This is a genomic window from Bacillus sp. C1, from assembly GCF_054570475.1.
Genome location: NZ_JBTMZT010000010.1, coordinates 112,296 through 129,069 on the forward strand (window position 1 = coordinate 112,296; position 16,774 = coordinate 129,069).

General features: G+C 34.7%; 17 protein-coding genes and 1 pseudogene. 2 read left to right on the forward strand and 16 right to left on the reverse strand.

Going from position 1 to position 16,774, the window contains the following annotated elements:
• The 3 genes from ACX5JI_RS21150 to ACX5JI_RS21160 form a co-directional block, all read right to left on the reverse strand.
• Complete coding sequence (locus tag ACX5JI_RS21150) at positions 1-711, reverse strand: polymer-forming cytoskeletal protein (RefSeq protein ID WP_459502989.1); 711 nt, start codon at positions 709-711, stop codon at positions 1-3.
• 13 nt (positions 712-724) lie between these two features.
• Entirely contained in the window at positions 725-1,348 is a 624-nt protein-coding gene (locus ACX5JI_RS21155; protein WP_459502990.1) for a YhbD family protein, read from the reverse strand.
• 146 nt (positions 1,349-1,494) lie between these two features.
• Entirely contained in the window at positions 1,495-3,276 is a 1,782-nt protein-coding gene (locus ACX5JI_RS21160; protein WP_459502991.1) for an ABC transporter substrate-binding protein, read from the reverse strand.
• A gap of 263 nt (positions 3,277-3,539) precedes the next feature.
• Here ACX5JI_RS21160 and ACX5JI_RS21165 point away from each other — a divergent pair, with 263 nt between their 5' ends.
• On the forward strand, positions 3,540-4,745 hold the full coding sequence (locus ACX5JI_RS21165) for an MDR family MFS transporter (RefSeq protein WP_459502992.1): 1,206 nt from the start codon (positions 3,540-3,542) through the stop codon (positions 4,743-4,745).
• A 22-nt stretch (positions 4,746-4,767) separates the two neighbouring features.
• On the opposite strand, the gene ACX5JI_RS21170 is transcribed toward ACX5JI_RS21165, so the two are convergent.
• The 12 genes from ACX5JI_RS21170 to ACX5JI_RS21225 form a co-directional block, all read right to left on the reverse strand.
• Positions 4,768-5,163: a cytosolic protein gene (locus ACX5JI_RS21170; RefSeq protein ID WP_459502993.1), complete on the reverse strand. Its 396-nt coding sequence runs from the start codon at positions 5,161-5,163 to the stop codon at positions 4,768-4,770.
• Between the two features lie 93 nt (positions 5,164-5,256).
• Positions 5,257-5,505, reverse strand: a complete 249-nt coding sequence (locus ACX5JI_RS21175) for a GlsB/YeaQ/YmgE family stress response membrane protein (RefSeq protein WP_459502994.1) — start codon at positions 5,503-5,505, stop codon at positions 5,257-5,259.
• A 236-nt stretch (positions 5,506-5,741) separates the two neighbouring features.
• Positions 5,742-6,467, reverse strand: coding sequence for an ABC transporter permease (locus ACX5JI_RS21180; protein ID WP_459502995.1), 726 nt, complete (start codon positions 6,465-6,467; stop codon positions 5,742-5,744).
• Entirely contained in the window at positions 6,464-7,192 is a 729-nt protein-coding gene (locus tag ACX5JI_RS21185; RefSeq protein ID WP_459502996.1) for an ABC transporter ATP-binding protein, read from the reverse strand. The genes ACX5JI_RS21180 and ACX5JI_RS21185 overlap by 4 nt, the downstream gene beginning before the upstream one ends.
• Complete coding sequence (locus tag ACX5JI_RS21190; protein ID WP_459502997.1) at positions 7,192-7,662, reverse strand: DUF3021 domain-containing protein; 471 nt, start codon at positions 7,660-7,662, stop codon at positions 7,192-7,194. Before ACX5JI_RS21190 ends, ACX5JI_RS21185 begins: the two co-directional genes overlap by 1 nt.
• 12 nt (positions 7,663-7,674) lie before the next feature.
• A complete protein-coding gene (locus ACX5JI_RS21195; RefSeq protein ID WP_459502998.1) occupies positions 7,675-8,115 on the reverse strand; it encodes a LytTR family DNA-binding domain-containing protein in 441 nt (146 codons plus the stop codon).
• A 511-nt stretch (positions 8,116-8,626) separates the two neighbouring features.
• Positions 8,627-8,818 carry a YvzF family protein gene (locus ACX5JI_RS21200; protein ID WP_459502999.1) on the reverse strand — a complete coding sequence of 64 codons (192 nt, stop codon included), beginning with the start codon at positions 8,816-8,818 and terminating at the stop codon, positions 8,627-8,629.
• Positions 8,819-8,887: 69 nt separating this feature from the next.
• Positions 8,888-9,673 (reverse strand): class I SAM-dependent methyltransferase, encoded by a 786-nt coding sequence (locus ACX5JI_RS21205; RefSeq protein WP_459503000.1) that lies wholly within the window; start codon positions 9,671-9,673, stop codon positions 8,888-8,890.
• A gap of 238 nt (positions 9,674-9,911) precedes the next feature.
• A complete protein-coding gene (locus tag ACX5JI_RS21210) occupies positions 9,912-10,520 on the reverse strand; it encodes a DUF1266 domain-containing protein (RefSeq protein WP_243765202.1) in 609 nt (202 codons plus the stop codon).
• A 75-nt stretch (positions 10,521-10,595) separates the two neighbouring features.
• Positions 10,596-11,876: a J domain-containing protein gene (locus ACX5JI_RS21215; RefSeq protein WP_459503001.1), complete on the reverse strand. Its 1,281-nt coding sequence runs from the start codon at positions 11,874-11,876 to the stop codon at positions 10,596-10,598.
• On the reverse strand, positions 11,876-13,576 hold the full coding sequence (locus ACX5JI_RS21220; RefSeq protein WP_459503002.1) for a molecular chaperone HscC: 1,701 nt from the start codon (positions 13,574-13,576) through the stop codon (positions 11,876-11,878). Before ACX5JI_RS21220 ends, ACX5JI_RS21215 begins: the two co-directional genes overlap by 1 nt.
• A 509-nt stretch (positions 13,577-14,085) precedes the next feature.
• The gene (locus ACX5JI_RS21225; RefSeq protein ID WP_459503003.1) at positions 14,086-14,670 is read right to left on the reverse strand and encodes a hypothetical protein; all 585 of its coding nucleotides are present in this window, start codon (positions 14,668-14,670) and stop codon (positions 14,086-14,088) included.
• Positions 14,671-15,096: 426 nt separating this feature from the next.
• On the opposite strand from ACX5JI_RS21225, the gene ACX5JI_RS21230 reads away from it, so the two are divergent.
• Positions 15,097-16,299 carry an MFS transporter gene (locus ACX5JI_RS21230; RefSeq protein ID WP_459503004.1) on the forward strand — a complete coding sequence of 401 codons (1,203 nt, stop codon included), beginning with the start codon at positions 15,097-15,099 and terminating at the stop codon, positions 16,297-16,299.
• Positions 16,300-16,582: 283 nt separating this feature from the next.
• Here ACX5JI_RS21230 and ACX5JI_RS21235 read toward each other — a convergent pair.
• Positions 16,583-16,774, reverse strand: a pseudogene (locus tag ACX5JI_RS21235) (RNA-guided endonuclease InsQ/TnpB family protein); the annotation flags it as partial.

Consider the following 16,774-nt stretch of genomic DNA (forward strand, 5'->3'; position numbering starts at 1 on the left):
TTAAACTTGCTGAATTTCTTTCACTTTCGCGTTTTTGTCAACATGAAGAATCCCTGTACATTCAATACGTCCAATCTCACAATTCGGACCTACGGTGATATTGTTACCTCTTACTATATTAATGTGCACATGATCAATATCAATGTTGTCACCTTCTAACAATTCCGCTTCTAAATGTGATCCAAACACTGTTTTAAACAACCTACTAAAGGCTGTTAATCTTTGTCTTATTTTAATAGTTTGACCGCCTACCTCTTTTGCTCTACATGTACCATGAATATCTATGTCAATTTCATCTGCACTTAGTAAACCACCGATTGTGAACTGCCCTTCTGATGAAAAAATATCCACTTCGCAATTACCATCAATCGTCGCTTGACCACGGATTTTGAGCTCTTCTCCAGTCAACGTACCACCAATTGTTCCTTTTCCAGCAATTTTTAAATTGCTAGCTTTTACATCTTTTGTAATGGTTGCTTTTCCATCAATTCTCATATTTTCAGCACTTACGATACCGTCAACTTTACCGAATCCGCTAATTCTTGTGTTTTCGCTTTTTAAATTGCCATTTACATTGCCAGAACCATTACATTCAAAATCGTTACATTCAACATTTCCGTTTACAGTTCCTTTTCCATTTAATTGTACTTTATGAAACTCTCCACCATTAGAAGAACCGTAACCATTTATAATTAAATTTTCTGATCGCATGATTTCTCCTCCACTATAACAATTTTGTTTTTAATGCTTCTGTATAATTCATAACTGCTACACGTACAACGATCTTTGTTCCCTTTTCAAAAAGTAAGTCTTCCACATTTGACACTAAGAAACATGTAGAAATTCCTAACTTCCGAATTACAACTACGTCACAATTTTTATACTTTATATTTTCATAATTATCCTGCAAAACTTGTAAAATCATCTTTCCTTCTTCTAAACTAATCTCTCCTGATTGGAGAAGTTCTTCTAAAATATACACGTAAAGAATATCTGTAAATTGAAAATCAGCTAGTTTATTCGTTTGTTCGATAAAAAATTGTATAACTGCTTCTGAAGCAATCTCTTTTCGTATTACATCATCTTTCGTTAAACAAATTTCTGTAACACTCGGTGAAAACATATTTGCTAATTCATCAAGAGACAAATCCTCTTTCATCGTTTGAATTTTATCAATTCGTTCTAATATCTTTTCTTTTGGAAAAAATGTTTCTTGCCCTGTAAAAGTTGATTTTCTTACAAACCAATCTTCAGGTATTAAATTCTTTCTTTTCCATCTATATAGCTGTCCGTATGAAATACTAGTCAGTTCCAATAAATCCTTTTTTGAAATTAAATCCGTACTCACCTGTATAACACTCCTTCCTAATAACAATGTAACATAACACTGTTACGTTGTAAACAGACGTTAGTAAAAATATGTTAAATAAAAGTCCTTCCACATAAAAAAAGTCCTTTTACGTTTGCAAAAGAACCTTTTTCAATGCTTATATATTAAGGTTTAAACCATATATTATAAAAATCAATCCACCCTTGTGAATTAATCATTATATTTTGTACTTTTTCATTTGTACTTATATGCTGTTTATTACGATATAAAGGAATAATATGAATCTGACGTAACAAAGTGTTCTCCACATCGCGTAACAGTGTAATCCGTTTTTCCTTATTTGGTTCGGTAAAGAACGCCATGAATTGTTCATGAAAATCCAGAAGGCTATGCTGATGAATAAAACTATTTTTTGATAGAAACATATATAGAAAACTTAGTTCTATGCGCTCACTGATTGTAGCACTATCATGGATAATGTCTGCTTGTTCAATTATGTCCATCTGTAATAATTCCTGAACATCAAGAAAATGTATTTCAATCGCAACCCCATACTTTGCACACTCTTTTTGAATCCATTCTGAATCTTCCAGATGATCTTGTCCTTTAAATGTATATAAATATAATGTTTCACCACTATACTTACTTTTTTGTAAAAGATGATTAATGTCCTCTGTTATTCTGCAAACGACACTATTTCCTAACAATAGTTCAGTTGCTATCTCCTCACGTTCCCCCTCTAACTCGTGTATCATTTTGCTACTATGAATTATTTTATATAACGCTTTCCGAAACGTGATATCTTGTAACGGACCTTGTTTTTTTACATTTAACGTAACGTATGTTACATTGGATTCCAATTTGGAAATTTCTTTATGAGGTCTCCCCATTCCTTGATGTTCTGCCTTCATCGAAACATCATATGCTTCAATACTTTCCTGTACATTCCATAATTCAATCCGATCAAGAAAAGGACGTTCTCGAAAATACGAATTATGTGCTTCTAATACAACTATCGATTCATTATTTTCACATAACCTAAATGGCCCCGTCCCACTTACATTATCTTCTGTTATAATAGAACACTGTTCTGTACTTAAAATATGTATGAATAACTTATTTTCTGTATGTAAGTAAATCTCCACAACATGTTCATTTACAATACAAATTCTTTCAATATGTTGCAGCATCCAAAAATACGGATTATCCTCCATATTCATAAATCTACCGAATGTGTACGCAACATCGTGAGCTGTAAAGCGTTTACCATTATGAAACTGCACACCTTTACGTAAATAAAACGTCCAAACTTTTTGATTGTCATTATATTCCCAATGAAACGCAAGTCTCGGCTCTATTACGTTTGTACTCTCGTTAACATATACAAGCGTATCGTATACATGTTTCACGATATGACATTCCGAACGCATTGTAGCATATACAGGATCCAAAACAATGTTTGGATTCATTTCAACTTGTAAACGAAGTACATCTTGTCTCCCTTGCGTCGTCATTTCAATCTGATAACCAAATATTGAGTTGATCCAAGTTTGGAATTGTGTTTGCAAAGATGGAAAATACAACATATATTGGGCAACAAACTCTCTCCCTCCTTTTATATTTCCTTGCTTCGTTATCTCTTTCCCCTTTTCTAAAATTAAGGCAGCAGGAACTTTTTGAAACGATAACTTTGACCGATTCCCTCTCCCGCGTCCTGGAAACCAACAAATCCAAGCTAGCTCTTCTAATTTTTTAATAATCAATTTACTATTACGATCTGTACAAAACAATGTTTCCGATACATTTTGTAATGATATTTCTATTTTTTCTCCCTCTGTTCTCCCTTTTCCATACTGGAGCCAAAGCTGAATGTACTGATCTAAAATAACCATATCTCTCCCCCTAAAAGGTGAAAAATCCCTCTCTTTTATTCTACCCTTTTTCATTTCTTGCTTCTATTCTAAGATTTCCATATGAATACTCCCCCACTTAGCAAAGCTTGAAGTGGAGGTTCCTAACGTTTCGACCTAACGGACGATTAACGTCAGCGGGGTTAACACACTAGCGAGCTGTTTCACGCCTAACCCCTCTATCCCGTTTTCCCATGCATTCGGGACTACTTTTCGTAAAATATTCGCCGCAGCATTTACACATATGTTTAGAGGTGGGAGTCCTCTCGAAAGATATGATAGAAAGGAGGCAATCAAGAATGAATAACCTTATAAAACGTTACAGTAAGCCAATCTGGATTCGGTTATTAGGCGAATTACTAACTAGAACAACTGAGGCTATGTTGGCTATTATTTTTATTATCCATGTTAATAAAGCGTTAGAAGGTAATGTGGTTCTCACGATGCTTTTGTTTGGATTACAGCCACTTTCTGATATTGTATTCACAATCATTGCGGGAGGGATAACAGATAAGTATGGTAGAAAGAAAATGATGTTACTCGGATTATTCGTGCAGGCAATTGCAATAGGCGGATTTATTTTCGCTGCATCAGTCACTTTCTTCGCTTTGTTATATGTAATGAATGGTATTGGTCGTTCCTTATATATTCCTGCTCAGCGTGCACAAATTGCAGACTTAACTGCGCAAGAACAACAAGCAGAAATATTTGCCGTTCTTCAAACAGTAGGAGCTATTGGTGCTGTAATCGGTCCATTCATTGGCGTCTTGTTTTATAGCACTCATCCCGAATACTTATTTATGATTCAAGCTGTAACTCTCGTATTGTACGCAATTGTTGTATGGACACAACTTCCAGAAACAGCACCAACTATTCAAATAAATAAAAAAGCAGCACAAGCAACAACACGTAAACAGTTTATTTCTAAGCATTATATTGTATTTGGACTCATGCTATCTACTCTTCCGATTAGCTTTTTTTATGCGCAAACTGAAACAAATTATCGCGTATTTGCAGCAAATATTTTTCCGAATTTCTTATTTGTTCTCGCATTCATCTCAACTTGTAAAGCTGTCATGGAAATCATCCTACAAGTTGGTCTTGTCAAATGGTCTGAACGGTTTTCGATGCCTAAAATAATCGTGATTTCATATATTTGCTATACACTTGCAGCCATTGGGTATGGTTATGCAACAACATTATGGTCACTATTTTTTACGCTTTTATTTCTAACAATCGGAGAAAGCATTGCTTTAAATCACTTACTACGATTTGTTGCGGAGATTGCACCGAGTCACAATCGCGGATTGTATTTCTCTATATACGGCATACATTGGGATATTTCGCGAACATGCGGTCCTGCTATAGGAGCAGTTATATTAAGTCATGTAAGCGGGAGCATATTATTTTATATTTGTGCATGCTTATTAATAATGGGGGGGATTGTTCAAACTTACTTTGTATATTCAGTAGAGCGTAACAAATCAAAAGAGCTGCCCTTGTAAAAGGACAGCTCCAACTATGTATTTATACTTCAATGCTTTTTCCATCTTCAACAATATGGTAAAGTAAATGAGCTAAATGATGAATCGGACCATACTCTTCCTCTTCTTCATCTGTTTCACCTTGGAACTCAAGATCATTTAAGTATAGCGCTAAAAATTGATAGAATAGTTTCAAATCAAATCCGTAACAAGCACTTGGTTCTTCATGATCTCCTTCATACTGTAACATTAAGTATTGGTCATTTCCTTCCGCATCTTCTGCATCAAAGAATACAAAAAAACCAACATTTGTATCTAAATCAAATAGATGACGAGTACCGTTTTCTGTTGCTTTATTGAAGTCTTCTTCACTTAACTTATGTACTGTTGTTGCTTTTGCATTGTCTTCTTGATGAAAGTTTACTGTAAATGATTTCAATGCTGACACCTCCTGATTGTATAACAGTAGCATAACAGATTACACAAAATAATACAAAAGGACTGCTTACCAACGTAAACAGTCCTTTACCACTTATTTTCTCATTGCTCTCAATAAGAAGCTTACAATGAAAATTAAAATAATAGCCCCGATTAATGCTGGTATAATTGCAAATCCACCTATCACAGGACCAAATTTACCAAGTAAAGCTGTACCGATCCAAGAACCGATGATCCCTGCAATAATATTACCGATAACGCCACCAGGTACATCTCTTCCAATAATCAAACTTGCAAGCCATCCTAAAATACCTCCGACAATTAAGGACCAGATGAATGCCATATTATTTCCTCCTTTATTACAAAGCAACAAATAATAAAATACATTATTGCTTACCGTTAGTTATGTTACTTTTTCAATAAATTATACGTTAAATCTCTTATCATTCTTTTTATCCTCCTAAAAATCTCCACCACTTACCTTCGCCATGCTTATCTTATTCTTTTTTGAAGGAATGTAACCATAAAAAATTGCATCCAGATTGTAAGAATGTGCCTAACAATTTGGATGCAATTTAGTTAATCTTTCATTTTCCTTCTAAATCCCAAAACAGCAATTACAAATATAATAATCGTATAGCCAATGACCCATACTAAAGGTACAACAAAATCACTGTATTCACCCGCTAAAGCAAATCGTATCGTATCAACTGCATGAGCAAATGGCAATGCGTAAGCAATTGTTTTAAACGTACCACCAATCATATCTAGCTTAAACCAAGTGCCACTTAACCATGTCGTAAGATTGACGAAAATCGCAAAAATCCCGCCAACTTGCTTATCTGTGAAATATGTACCAAATAGTAGACCAAATCCAATATAAAGCATCGCAATGATAATGAGCAAAAAAGCGGCAACTAGTACATCCACATTAAAGGATAAATCCAAGAAAAATGCTGAAATAAAGCAAATAACAATTTGAAGAATTGCAATCGGTAATAACGGCAAAGTGTATCCAGTAATGTAATCAAACGCAGACATGGGAGAAGCAAAAATCCGCATTAAAAATGAACTGCTTTTATCCTTCCCAATCAGCATTCCTGAAAATAACGTTATAAAGGAAAAACTAAACACGATTACACCTGGCGTTAAGTTTTCTATATTATATAGGTCAAAAGGCATATTTTTCTGCATGATTGAAAACAGACACATAATAATAACCGGTAGCACAATTCCCAAAAGAAGCGTGAGAGGATCTCGTAACATCTCTTTACGATTACGTGAAGCAAACGCTACATATCTCATAGTTTGACCTCCTCTTCAGTTAATGTAAGAAAAATATCTTCTAAAGATGATTGCCCCGTATTTTCTTTTAATTCATCAATCGTTCCAAGTGCATGTAACTTACCACTATGCATAATACCAACGCGATCAGCAAGTGCTTCTACTTCTTCTAAATAATGCGTCGTTAAAATAATCGTGATTTTACCCTTTAATTCAAGTAAAACTTTCCATAAATCACGCCTAGCACGAACATCAAGTCCTAGTGTTGGCTCATCTAAAAAAATAATGTTAGGAGACGAAATAAGTGCCATTGCAATACTTAAACGACGCTGTAACCCACCTGATAATGTTTTTGCTTTATTTTTTGCACGCTCCAAAAGTCCAAACTTTATCATCATTTCCATCGCCTTTTGTTTAGCCTCTTGTTTATTACTTCCATAAATACTCGCGATGAATTCTAAATTTTCCTTTACAGAAAGATTCGGAGCTACCGCTGTTTCTTGTGGTGAAATGTTTATTTTTTGTTTTACTGCTTTCGGATTTTCGACGATACTATCTCCTAACATCAGCGCATCACCACTTGTAGGTGTAAGTAAGCAACTAAGCATTTTTATTGTTGTCGTTTTCCCAGCAGCATTTTGCCCTAAAAGTGCGAAGAATTCGCCCTTTTTAATGGTCAGTGTAAGATCTTCGACAGCTGTGCGTTTTTTAAATCTTTTCGTTAGATTTTTTATAACAACAGCCATTATTCCTCACTTCTCCCCTCTAGTTTCCTTAATTGAATCGCCGCATTAATTTTTTTTACATCATTCTTTGAAACGATGTACTGAATCACCCATGTGATGACATACGTACCTAAAAAACTAATAAAAAAAATGAATGTACCGAAATGTGTTTGTGGCATCCAAAGCAGCATTACAATCGGCCCCCATACTAATGCCGTTATACAAAAATGAACGATGTACTGTTTTAATAGACTCCATTTTGCTATTTCAAAAACAAGTGCACTTGTCGCAAACGTGACCCCAATCAGCCCTGTTAACAATATTTGTACTAAAACAGCGGACATCTCACTAACAAAGAAAGAGCGAAACTGGTCTACAACTGGTATGTACTCTCCTTGACCTAATGTGAACGAAATAAGGAGTTGCACAATTTGCCCAATAATCACACCAATAACAAAACCACCAACAACTCGACTACGTAATTTTTTCAAAACCTTTCCACCTCATATTCCAAATAATTTCTTGATTTTTGAAACATAGCGCCGAGAAGCATACGTTTTGATATTCCCTGTTAATGACACGCCAATTGTTCCTGTCATACTAATATCCATACTCGTGATCATTTGAATGTTAACAATCTCTGAATTTGAAATACGAACGAAAAACTGACTATTTAATTTCTCTTCCAGTTCATATAACCTTGAGCGAACGTGATAAATACCAGAAGCGGTTTGGAGAAATACTTTCTGTTTCTCTGTATAGATTCTAACGATATCTTTACATGCAACAATTTCAACACCTCTTTCTGAAAATACAGCTAATGAATCCATATGAGTTTCTGACAATCGCTTCATAATATCAGCTATCTCATCTGTCATCTTATCCGTTAGAATAATGATTTTCGGCTCTTTATAAGATGGATCAATCGACACTTCAAACTTCACTTCACCACTTCCCTTTCACTCGCTCTAACTATAAAAACTATTTCAGTTACTGTAAATGAAATTTCGATAATCGGTCGTTTTCGCACGATAACTGGTCAAAAGATGCATATAACAATTACATACTTCAAGAACGTATTCTCTCGATTCAACTACTGTATTTTTAAATAAAAATCATTTAATTAAGTTATTCCGCTGTGTAGATATAAAGTGAAACTTTAATCAGTGGGGGTTTTCTTCATCCCTCACTGATTATCAGCCCTCACCAATCGGGCTTTTACGGGCAGTTGATCCCCCACCTATCTTCCTTGCTTCTCTCTGAATCTTGAGGTCGAGGTCTTACTGCCCGTTAATTCGAGATGGAACATTCAAAATACTCCTTTAATAGAAGTTCTACTCTGTTACTGAAATGTTCTACATTTCTATTATACATAAATAGAAAAAACGACACTGTATGTTGTGTCGTTTCAGCTTTCTATCATTAAACAATTTTATTGTTTTTTTAAAGACTTTATTATTTGTGCACAGCAGTTTCCATCTTCTTATACGACAAATATGCCAGTACGTTCTTACTTGTATCATATTTTGGATTGTTTCCCTTTTTTGGCTCTCTAACATGTGTCTTTTCAAACCCAGGAATTTCAGGCATTCTTTCCAAAAATTCAACAATCTCTTGTTCAGTTCCTTCAATACGTACGCGAATCATTATAAGTACTCCTTCATTCTTATTTTCAATGTAATAAGTATAGCGTACTTAGAGAAGACCGCAAGATAATTATCTTTTTAAAGTTGAGCTTTTTTGACATACAAAGAGTGCCATCTCAGTATAAAACGATTCTACTTTATTATTTTCAAAACAAATTTTAAAAAACTCCTTCATTTCATTTGAAGTTTTCATCATACAATCTGTTAACTTTGAGCGCGTTTGCTGTGGCACATCCATCATGTCGCACCACCAATCAAAATGAAATTGTTTCTCAAATGTAATACATGATCGCATTTGCAAACCGTTTTTTTCTAATAATGAGATCCATTCTGTTTTTGTCAAAGCTCGTTCGTGACTCGGATCACGTTTCTTCTCAATAAAATTATAAAATGTATCATACTCTGGATTTTCTGGAGAAACATTATCAATTAAAATGAAAAAACCCATTTCTTCTAACACTCGATGTACTTCCTGAATGAACTGAGATGGATTTTGGAAATGATGTGCTGCAATACGACACACTACTGTATCAAATGATGCATTAGAGAATGGTAAATTCTCAGCATTTCCAGCTACAAATGAAACGTTATCATGTCCATTAGAATGAATAAATTCTTTTGCTTTTTCCAACATTTGTTCCGTTAAATCAAGAGCAACTACACTTTTGAATAATGGTGCTAATGTATTCGCTACATGTCCACCTCCTGTAGCAATATCAAGAAGACGAGCATTTTTATGATCTTGAACTTGCTGCATTAAGTATTGCAAATCTGACCCTTTTGCATGAATTTGACTTTTGACATACTTTTCAGCGTTACTACCAAATTGAGTCTTTATAAGTTCTTCATTATTCATTCTGGATCAACTTCTTTCAACATATATTTACATATTCTTTTTCAGCAAGAATATATAAATATCCTCTTTTCATCGTAGTATAGAAGTTTATTTGTACCTTCTCTTTTTAACTTCGCCAAAATTTCCTCTATATTTTTATCACGCTAAGCATACACTCTTTACGCAACGAAACACCGTTTGAATAATAAAAAAATCCTGAGAAATAACGATTCTCAGAATTTTAACTTTAAAAATATTCTTAATTCAAATCTGTAAGCAGTTCGTTTTCCCATGCAATTGTATTCACGTATGAGTCCTTACTTCTAAACATTCTAAGCGTATAATTAAGATTGTACTTGTCCTGATTTATAAATTCTGTGTCCAATTTATTAAAATGACTACCGATATGAAAAGCAAGAAAATACTCGTTCCAATCCGAATAGGAGTTTTGGGCAAGTTTTGCTGCTTGCACCATGTAATGATTCGCTTCCTTTTTGGATAAATAACCTAATCTCCTACCAATCCGGCTCAAACAAATACACCATGCATAATCAAATGCAGCAATCCCAGAATCCGGTAACATATGTAACCCATGATTAGCGACATAAAGTTTTTCATAGTCGGGTTGATCTTTAGGTAACTGTTTCCTCCTCGCTTCTGAAAGAGGGCTTAATTGATTGCGCATAGAATTAAATTCGTAACGCGACCCCTCTTCTAAAAACCACTCAATTCTCTCTTTTAACGCTGCTGGTTCTTGACAACCACATTTTCTCAGCGCTTTTTTTAAATGCTTTTTACCAAGTATACGGTCTCTTATGAAAGTAAATTCATATTCAGTATAATAATTCATAAGAAAATGAGTATCCAAACATACTGTGGACAAGCAGCGAAAATATTGGTCAATCTGCTTTCTTTTCCCTAGAACTAGCACCCTGTCTCCTCCTTATGCTTTAATTTTCAGTCTGTAAAATTTCCATAATTCCAAAACAATTGGAAGGAGAAAGAAATATTGAAGCGGCAACCGGGTCACCATTGTAATAATGAATAATACAACATAAATCCAAGTACGTCTTAAAAACATGAAAGTATAATACAAAATATAACTCATTATATGTTTCTTTGTTAACTTCTGCTTCTCTTCTTTTCTTCCATTTCTAACAAACAATTCATTGATATATGAAGCAAATTCCACGCGGTTCAAATCGATTTCTCGCGCCTCTTTCGCCTTATCTTCGGCTTTTTCTAACTCCCCTATCTTAACTAAACATTTCGTCAGCATTAACATAGCGTCCATATGCTCCGGTTGAATCGAAAGCAGATGTTCACAATCCTTAATGGCAGTGTCAAATTGGCTACGGTTATAATTTATACGAGCGCGATACAATAAAGCATCTGGATCATCCGCATCAATTAACAATACGTCGCTAAATGATTGCAGTGCACGTTCCTGATTTTCTGTACGTAAATAATAAATACCTTGCATACGTAACAACTCTGGATCCTTTTGATACATTGAATATGCACGAGTTAACACTTCATCTACGGCTTCTAGTTCATTCGCTATAAGTTGCCTTTGTACTTCTTCTCGTAAATATAAATACGTTTCGAAATCGAAATGATTGTCCTTCTCGAAAACGTCATAACGCATTCCCTTTACGCCGCTAATTCTCTCTAATAAAAACTGTACATTTTCTTCACCATATTCACTTTCCAAATCCTCTTTTTGCTCACTAAAACGGAAAACATCGTCGAGCAACACCCAAATTGAATGCGGAAAATAATAATGATATAAGAAGAACTCTATTAATTGATCTTGAAGTGCTGCTGCATATTGAACATCCCATATCACATCAGAACGCAATAATTCTTCCCAATTTTCCGATTCCATTCGTGCAAAGAAATCATCATAAAGTTCCTCAATTCTTTCCATAAATGAATAGACTGGGTGCTCTGCAATAACGGTAGTAGCAATTTCAGCGTTGCTGTCAATCCATGGAGAGATTATAGCCTCTCTATCATGTCCATCCGTTTCTTCTAATTGAACAAGCGGCTTGTCTTTCATTTGCTTCGCACTTTTAATCGCTTGATCGAACGCCTCTCTCAAACGTTGATATCCTTCTGGATCATCTTCTGGATGATGTATTTTTAGACGTTTTGCATAAGCTTTTTTTATAGCTGAAATATCATCGGTAGGTTCAATCTCTAACGTACTCCAAATACTCATTAACGATTGATCCACCTTTCTATACTCTCGATATGTTCTTTTAAAATGCTAGCGGCTTCTTTAATCTTTTTATCATTTTGTGTCATAAGTACACTTTCAAATTGTTGTAGCAATATAGCGATTTTTTTTCGTTCATCACCAAGGAATTCTTCATAAAGTCGTTCACCTTTTGCTAGAAGCAATCGATTTTCTTCTCGATCTCGTGGATGAATTTTAATGTCCCTCAATTCTAACAGTCTAGATTCAATTTCTTCTTTTGTAAGATTTCCAGCATTTTGTTGAATAACAGCTCTTTTCTTCTCTCCAGTTGTTGTACTTATTACTTCAACTTCAAGAATGCCGTTAATATCATATGTATATCGAACATCAATAGACTCTTTCCCTGCAGGAGCGGGAGGTACTTTAATTTTGAGTTCCCCAAGTTTTAAATTGTTTACTACCATACGGTTTTCTCCCTGATACACATCTATAAGTATAGATTGTTGCTTATCCATAACCGTATAAAGTCGTTCCACTCTACTTACAGGAATCGGTGTATTTCGCTCAATAATTGGGAAGAAGTACCCAGACTCTTTCTTGCCATCCCCTACTTCTTGAACAACACTCGTTCCTAAAGAATATGGACAAACATCTGTTAAAATAACCTCTTCTAATGCCTTGTTCCGTTCTTTTAAGGCAACTTGAATTGCAGCGCCTAAAGCAACCGTTTCATCTGGATTTATATTCGCATAAGGCATGCGCCCAAACATTTTAGAAATAACAGATTTGATGAGCGGCATTCTTGTCGCTCCACCAATTAAAATTACAGCATCTAGATCCTTTGGATTCAACGATGCATCACGAAGAGCACGTTCAATAGGATAACGAAGTCGTAAAAGTAATGGCGTTACAATTTTTTCAAATTCACCTCTGTTAATGCGAGTTTCGTATATCTTATTATGAATCATAACCTTCATACTTGTGGCAAGTTCGTCGCATAAAGTAAGCTTACAACGTTCTGCTTGTGTATAAATTAATGATAATGTTTTCGAATCAAGTGAATCAGAATCGAGTTGATGTGACTCTAGAAAAAAGGTCATTAAGCTTCTTGTGAAATCTTCGCCACCAAGATAATTATCACCAGCAATTGATTTAACATCCATTACACCTTCAAATAATTCCAAAACGGAAACATCAAAAGTACCTCCACCCAAATCAAATACAAGAAATTTTGTTTCCGATTCTTCTTGATACAATCCATAAGCAATCGCAGCTGCTGTTGGTTCACTGATGAGACGTTCAACCTTTAATCCAGCAATTTCTGCCGCCCGCTTCGTAGCTTTACGCTGCGTGTCATTAAAATATGCAGGTACACTAATTACAGCACCCGTAATAGCTTCATTTAAGTAATCTTCGGCATCTTGTTTCAAGGATTTAATAACAAAAGATGAAAGTTCTTCTGAAGAAAAAGTATATGCACCTAATTCATATTTTTTCTCTGTTCCTATAAACCGTTTAAAAGTTGATGCTGTCAACTGTGGATGAGTAATCAATCTTTCTTTTGCAATACGCCCTACTAAAACTTCACCACTCTCATCAACGCTGACGACCGATGGTGTAAGAAATTCGCCAAGAACATTCGGAATAAGTATTGCACCATTCTCCGCCCAAGAAGCTACTAAACTATTCGTTGTTCCCAAATCAATTCCAATCGTTGCCATAATAATCCCCTCTCTTTTTACTATATTTTACTATATCATTAAAATTAGGGAAAGTATGTAAAAAACGGTTGATACGAAACCTTCCAAAGAAATAAAATATTATATTAGTCTAATTAAACGCAAAATTCGCTATACAACTATATTTTAGAGTCACCTGAGCGTAAAACCGCTTACTCAATTCATCCCTTCAGTAACTTGTTACATTGCACTTGTTACTTCTCGCTTAAAACGATAAAAAGGCGGAAACCAAACTAAAGAGCAATATTATTAATGCTCTTTATCGTTTGATGTCAGCTTCTTCCTCCCATAGGACTAAATATTTAATTGCTATTATTATTGTTGACTTTTAAAATAATGATTCACTAAACCGTTTTAAAATCTCTATAGTATTCTGTAATTCCTCAACTTTGTTCTCGAATCGTTTGAATCTATCAGACTTATAAATTCGATCCCTCTCAATAAGTTGAGCCTAATGAACCACCGTTTCGCATTTCTAAAGTCCTCTTTATTCAATGAACTAAGCACTCTATTTCCTGCCGATTTTCTTGTTTTATATATTTACATACATTTATACCATATGCTTGTACGACGAAAGGAAGTGACAATACACTTAATTCTTTTAACACATTCTCTTCGTACGTATCGATCCAATCCTTTGTTTCTATACAATAATTAAAAATCAACGTATAGAAACTCCCGCATTCCATTTCTGTTTTACTTACACCTATTTCGCTTAATAACTCTTTACATAATAACGAATGCCCTTCAATAAAGCGCGGAAAGTAATGCGCATAAATCATTTCACGGCACTTCTCCCTAATCATTTCTTCAAATTTAATATAGTATATTCTACCTTTAAAATAGAACGTTCCCCTTGTTTTCCCGCTATACTCCCGTAAGAAGTCTTCAATTGTATCATAGCTATACTTTTCGTGTGTTTCATTCATATGTACTAAAATGCCACTCGCATTCACCATATGTTTTGGGACTGATATGTAATAATAGACAATCCAAAAACAAAGTTTTGCGATTATTTCCTCTTCCTGCTCCTGTAAAAACTGATGAAACGATTTCTTAAAAAATTGCCGTATCATAAACTCCCCTCCCGCATACAGTTTAAATTTATTCCTATTTATTTTCTAATGTGTAAATTCCGTTTTTTCACCTTACAAAAACAAATTCTTATGTAAATCAAAAAGATTGAACTTTCATTATCAAACACGTAATATAAACTCTGACTCTAAAAAATAGTGATGCAACGATTTGAATGTAAAGGAGGGCATATATATAAATCCAAATTAAAAAACGAACATCAACCCATTCTTTTCAGATGGATGAGAGGATCCGGCCATGGATAGAAGCGGTCAGTGCCCTTTTTATCCCCATTCCATGTGAAAACAGAAGAAGAAAATGAGTGAAGGTCTCTGTCTGTTCTTCATAACCATCATGTATCTGTTAGAAAATCAAATTGGATTTATATATACGATTTTTTCTATTTTATAAGACTGAGAGGTTTTGTTATGTGGCGTAATAAAAATGTCTGGATTGTGTTAACCGGTGAATTTATTGCTGGGCTCGGTTTATGGCTTGGGATTCTTGGCAATCTAGAATTTATGCAGAAGTATGTACCTTCTGATTTTATGAAGTCGGTTATTTTATTTATCGGATTACTAGCTGGCGTTCTAGTTGGTCCAATGGCTGGTCGTGTGATCGACCAATATGAAAAAAAGAAAGTTCTTCTTTATGCTGGCTTCGGCCGTGTTATTAGTGTTATTTTTATGTTTTTTGCGATTCAATATGAAAGTATCGCCTTTATGATCGCTTTTATGGTCGCGCTTCAAATTTCGGCAGCCTTTTATTTTCCTGCATTGCAGTCTGTTATTCCTCTTATTGTTCGTGAACATGAACTGTTACAAATGAACGGTGTACACATGAACATTGGAACAATTGCCCGTATTGCTGGAACCTCACTAGGTGGTGTTCTTCTTGTCGTTATGAGTTTACAGTACATGTACGCATTTTCAATGGCAGCATATGCTTTATTATTCCTTTCGACCTTTTTCCTTAAATTTGAAGATCATAAATCAAATACATCAAGTAAAAAAGCAGCAAAAGATAATAGCTTTATGGAAGTATTTCGGATTTTAAAAGGGATCCCTATAGCATTTCGGGCACTTATTTTAAGTATTATTCCTCTTTTATTCATTGCTGGTTTCAATTTAATGGTCATTAATATTAGTGAAATGCAACATGATCCGACAATTAAAGGATTTATTTATACAATTGAAGGTGTGGCTTTTATGTTAGGTGCTTTCGTTATTAAACGTTTATCTAATCATTTCCTACCTGAAAAATTACTTTATTTCTTCGCATTCTGTACTGCTATTGCACATCTTTCCTTGTTCTTTAGTGATGTGAAGTGGATGGCACTTGTATCATTTGGCTTATTTGGATTTAGCGTTGGTTGCTTCTTCCCTATCATGTCAACAATCTTCCAAACAAAAGTCGAAAAAAGTTATCACGGTCGTCTCTTCTCATTCCGTAATATGTTTGAAAGAGTTATGTTCCAAATTGTCTTACTTGGAACCGGATTTTTCTTAGACACAATTGGATTACAGTACATGGTGCTTATTTTCGGTGTGATTTCACTATTCATTATTTTCATGTCCTTATCAAAACAAAAACAGACAAGTGAACATACTTCCGAAGTATCAAACATGTAAAATCCATCTCAAAATTGAGATGGATTTTTTCTTATTATAAGATTTGTCCAACGTCTCCAATACTCTGTTTCACGCTCCTTACTTCCCGTGTACATAGACGTCAATTGTAACGTTTAATCTTAAATCTACACAACTAGCACATTACTATGAATAACAAAATATTTCCTTATCAACAGTTTTTTAGATATGTCCACTTTACATTTTATATGAAATAAAAAAACAACTTCATAATGAATACTCCCCCATTTGCAAAGCTTGAAGTGGGAGTTTCTAACGTTTCGACCTAACGGACGATTAACGTCAGCGGAGTTAACACACTAGCGAGCTGTTTCACGCCTAACCCCTCTATCCCGTTTTCCCATGCATTCGGGACTACTTTTCGTAAAATATTCGCCGCAGCATTTACGTCTGCGTTGATTTCGATGCCTTTCGCAGAACGATACATACCGCGTTTTATTCGTTTTCCTGAAAAAGT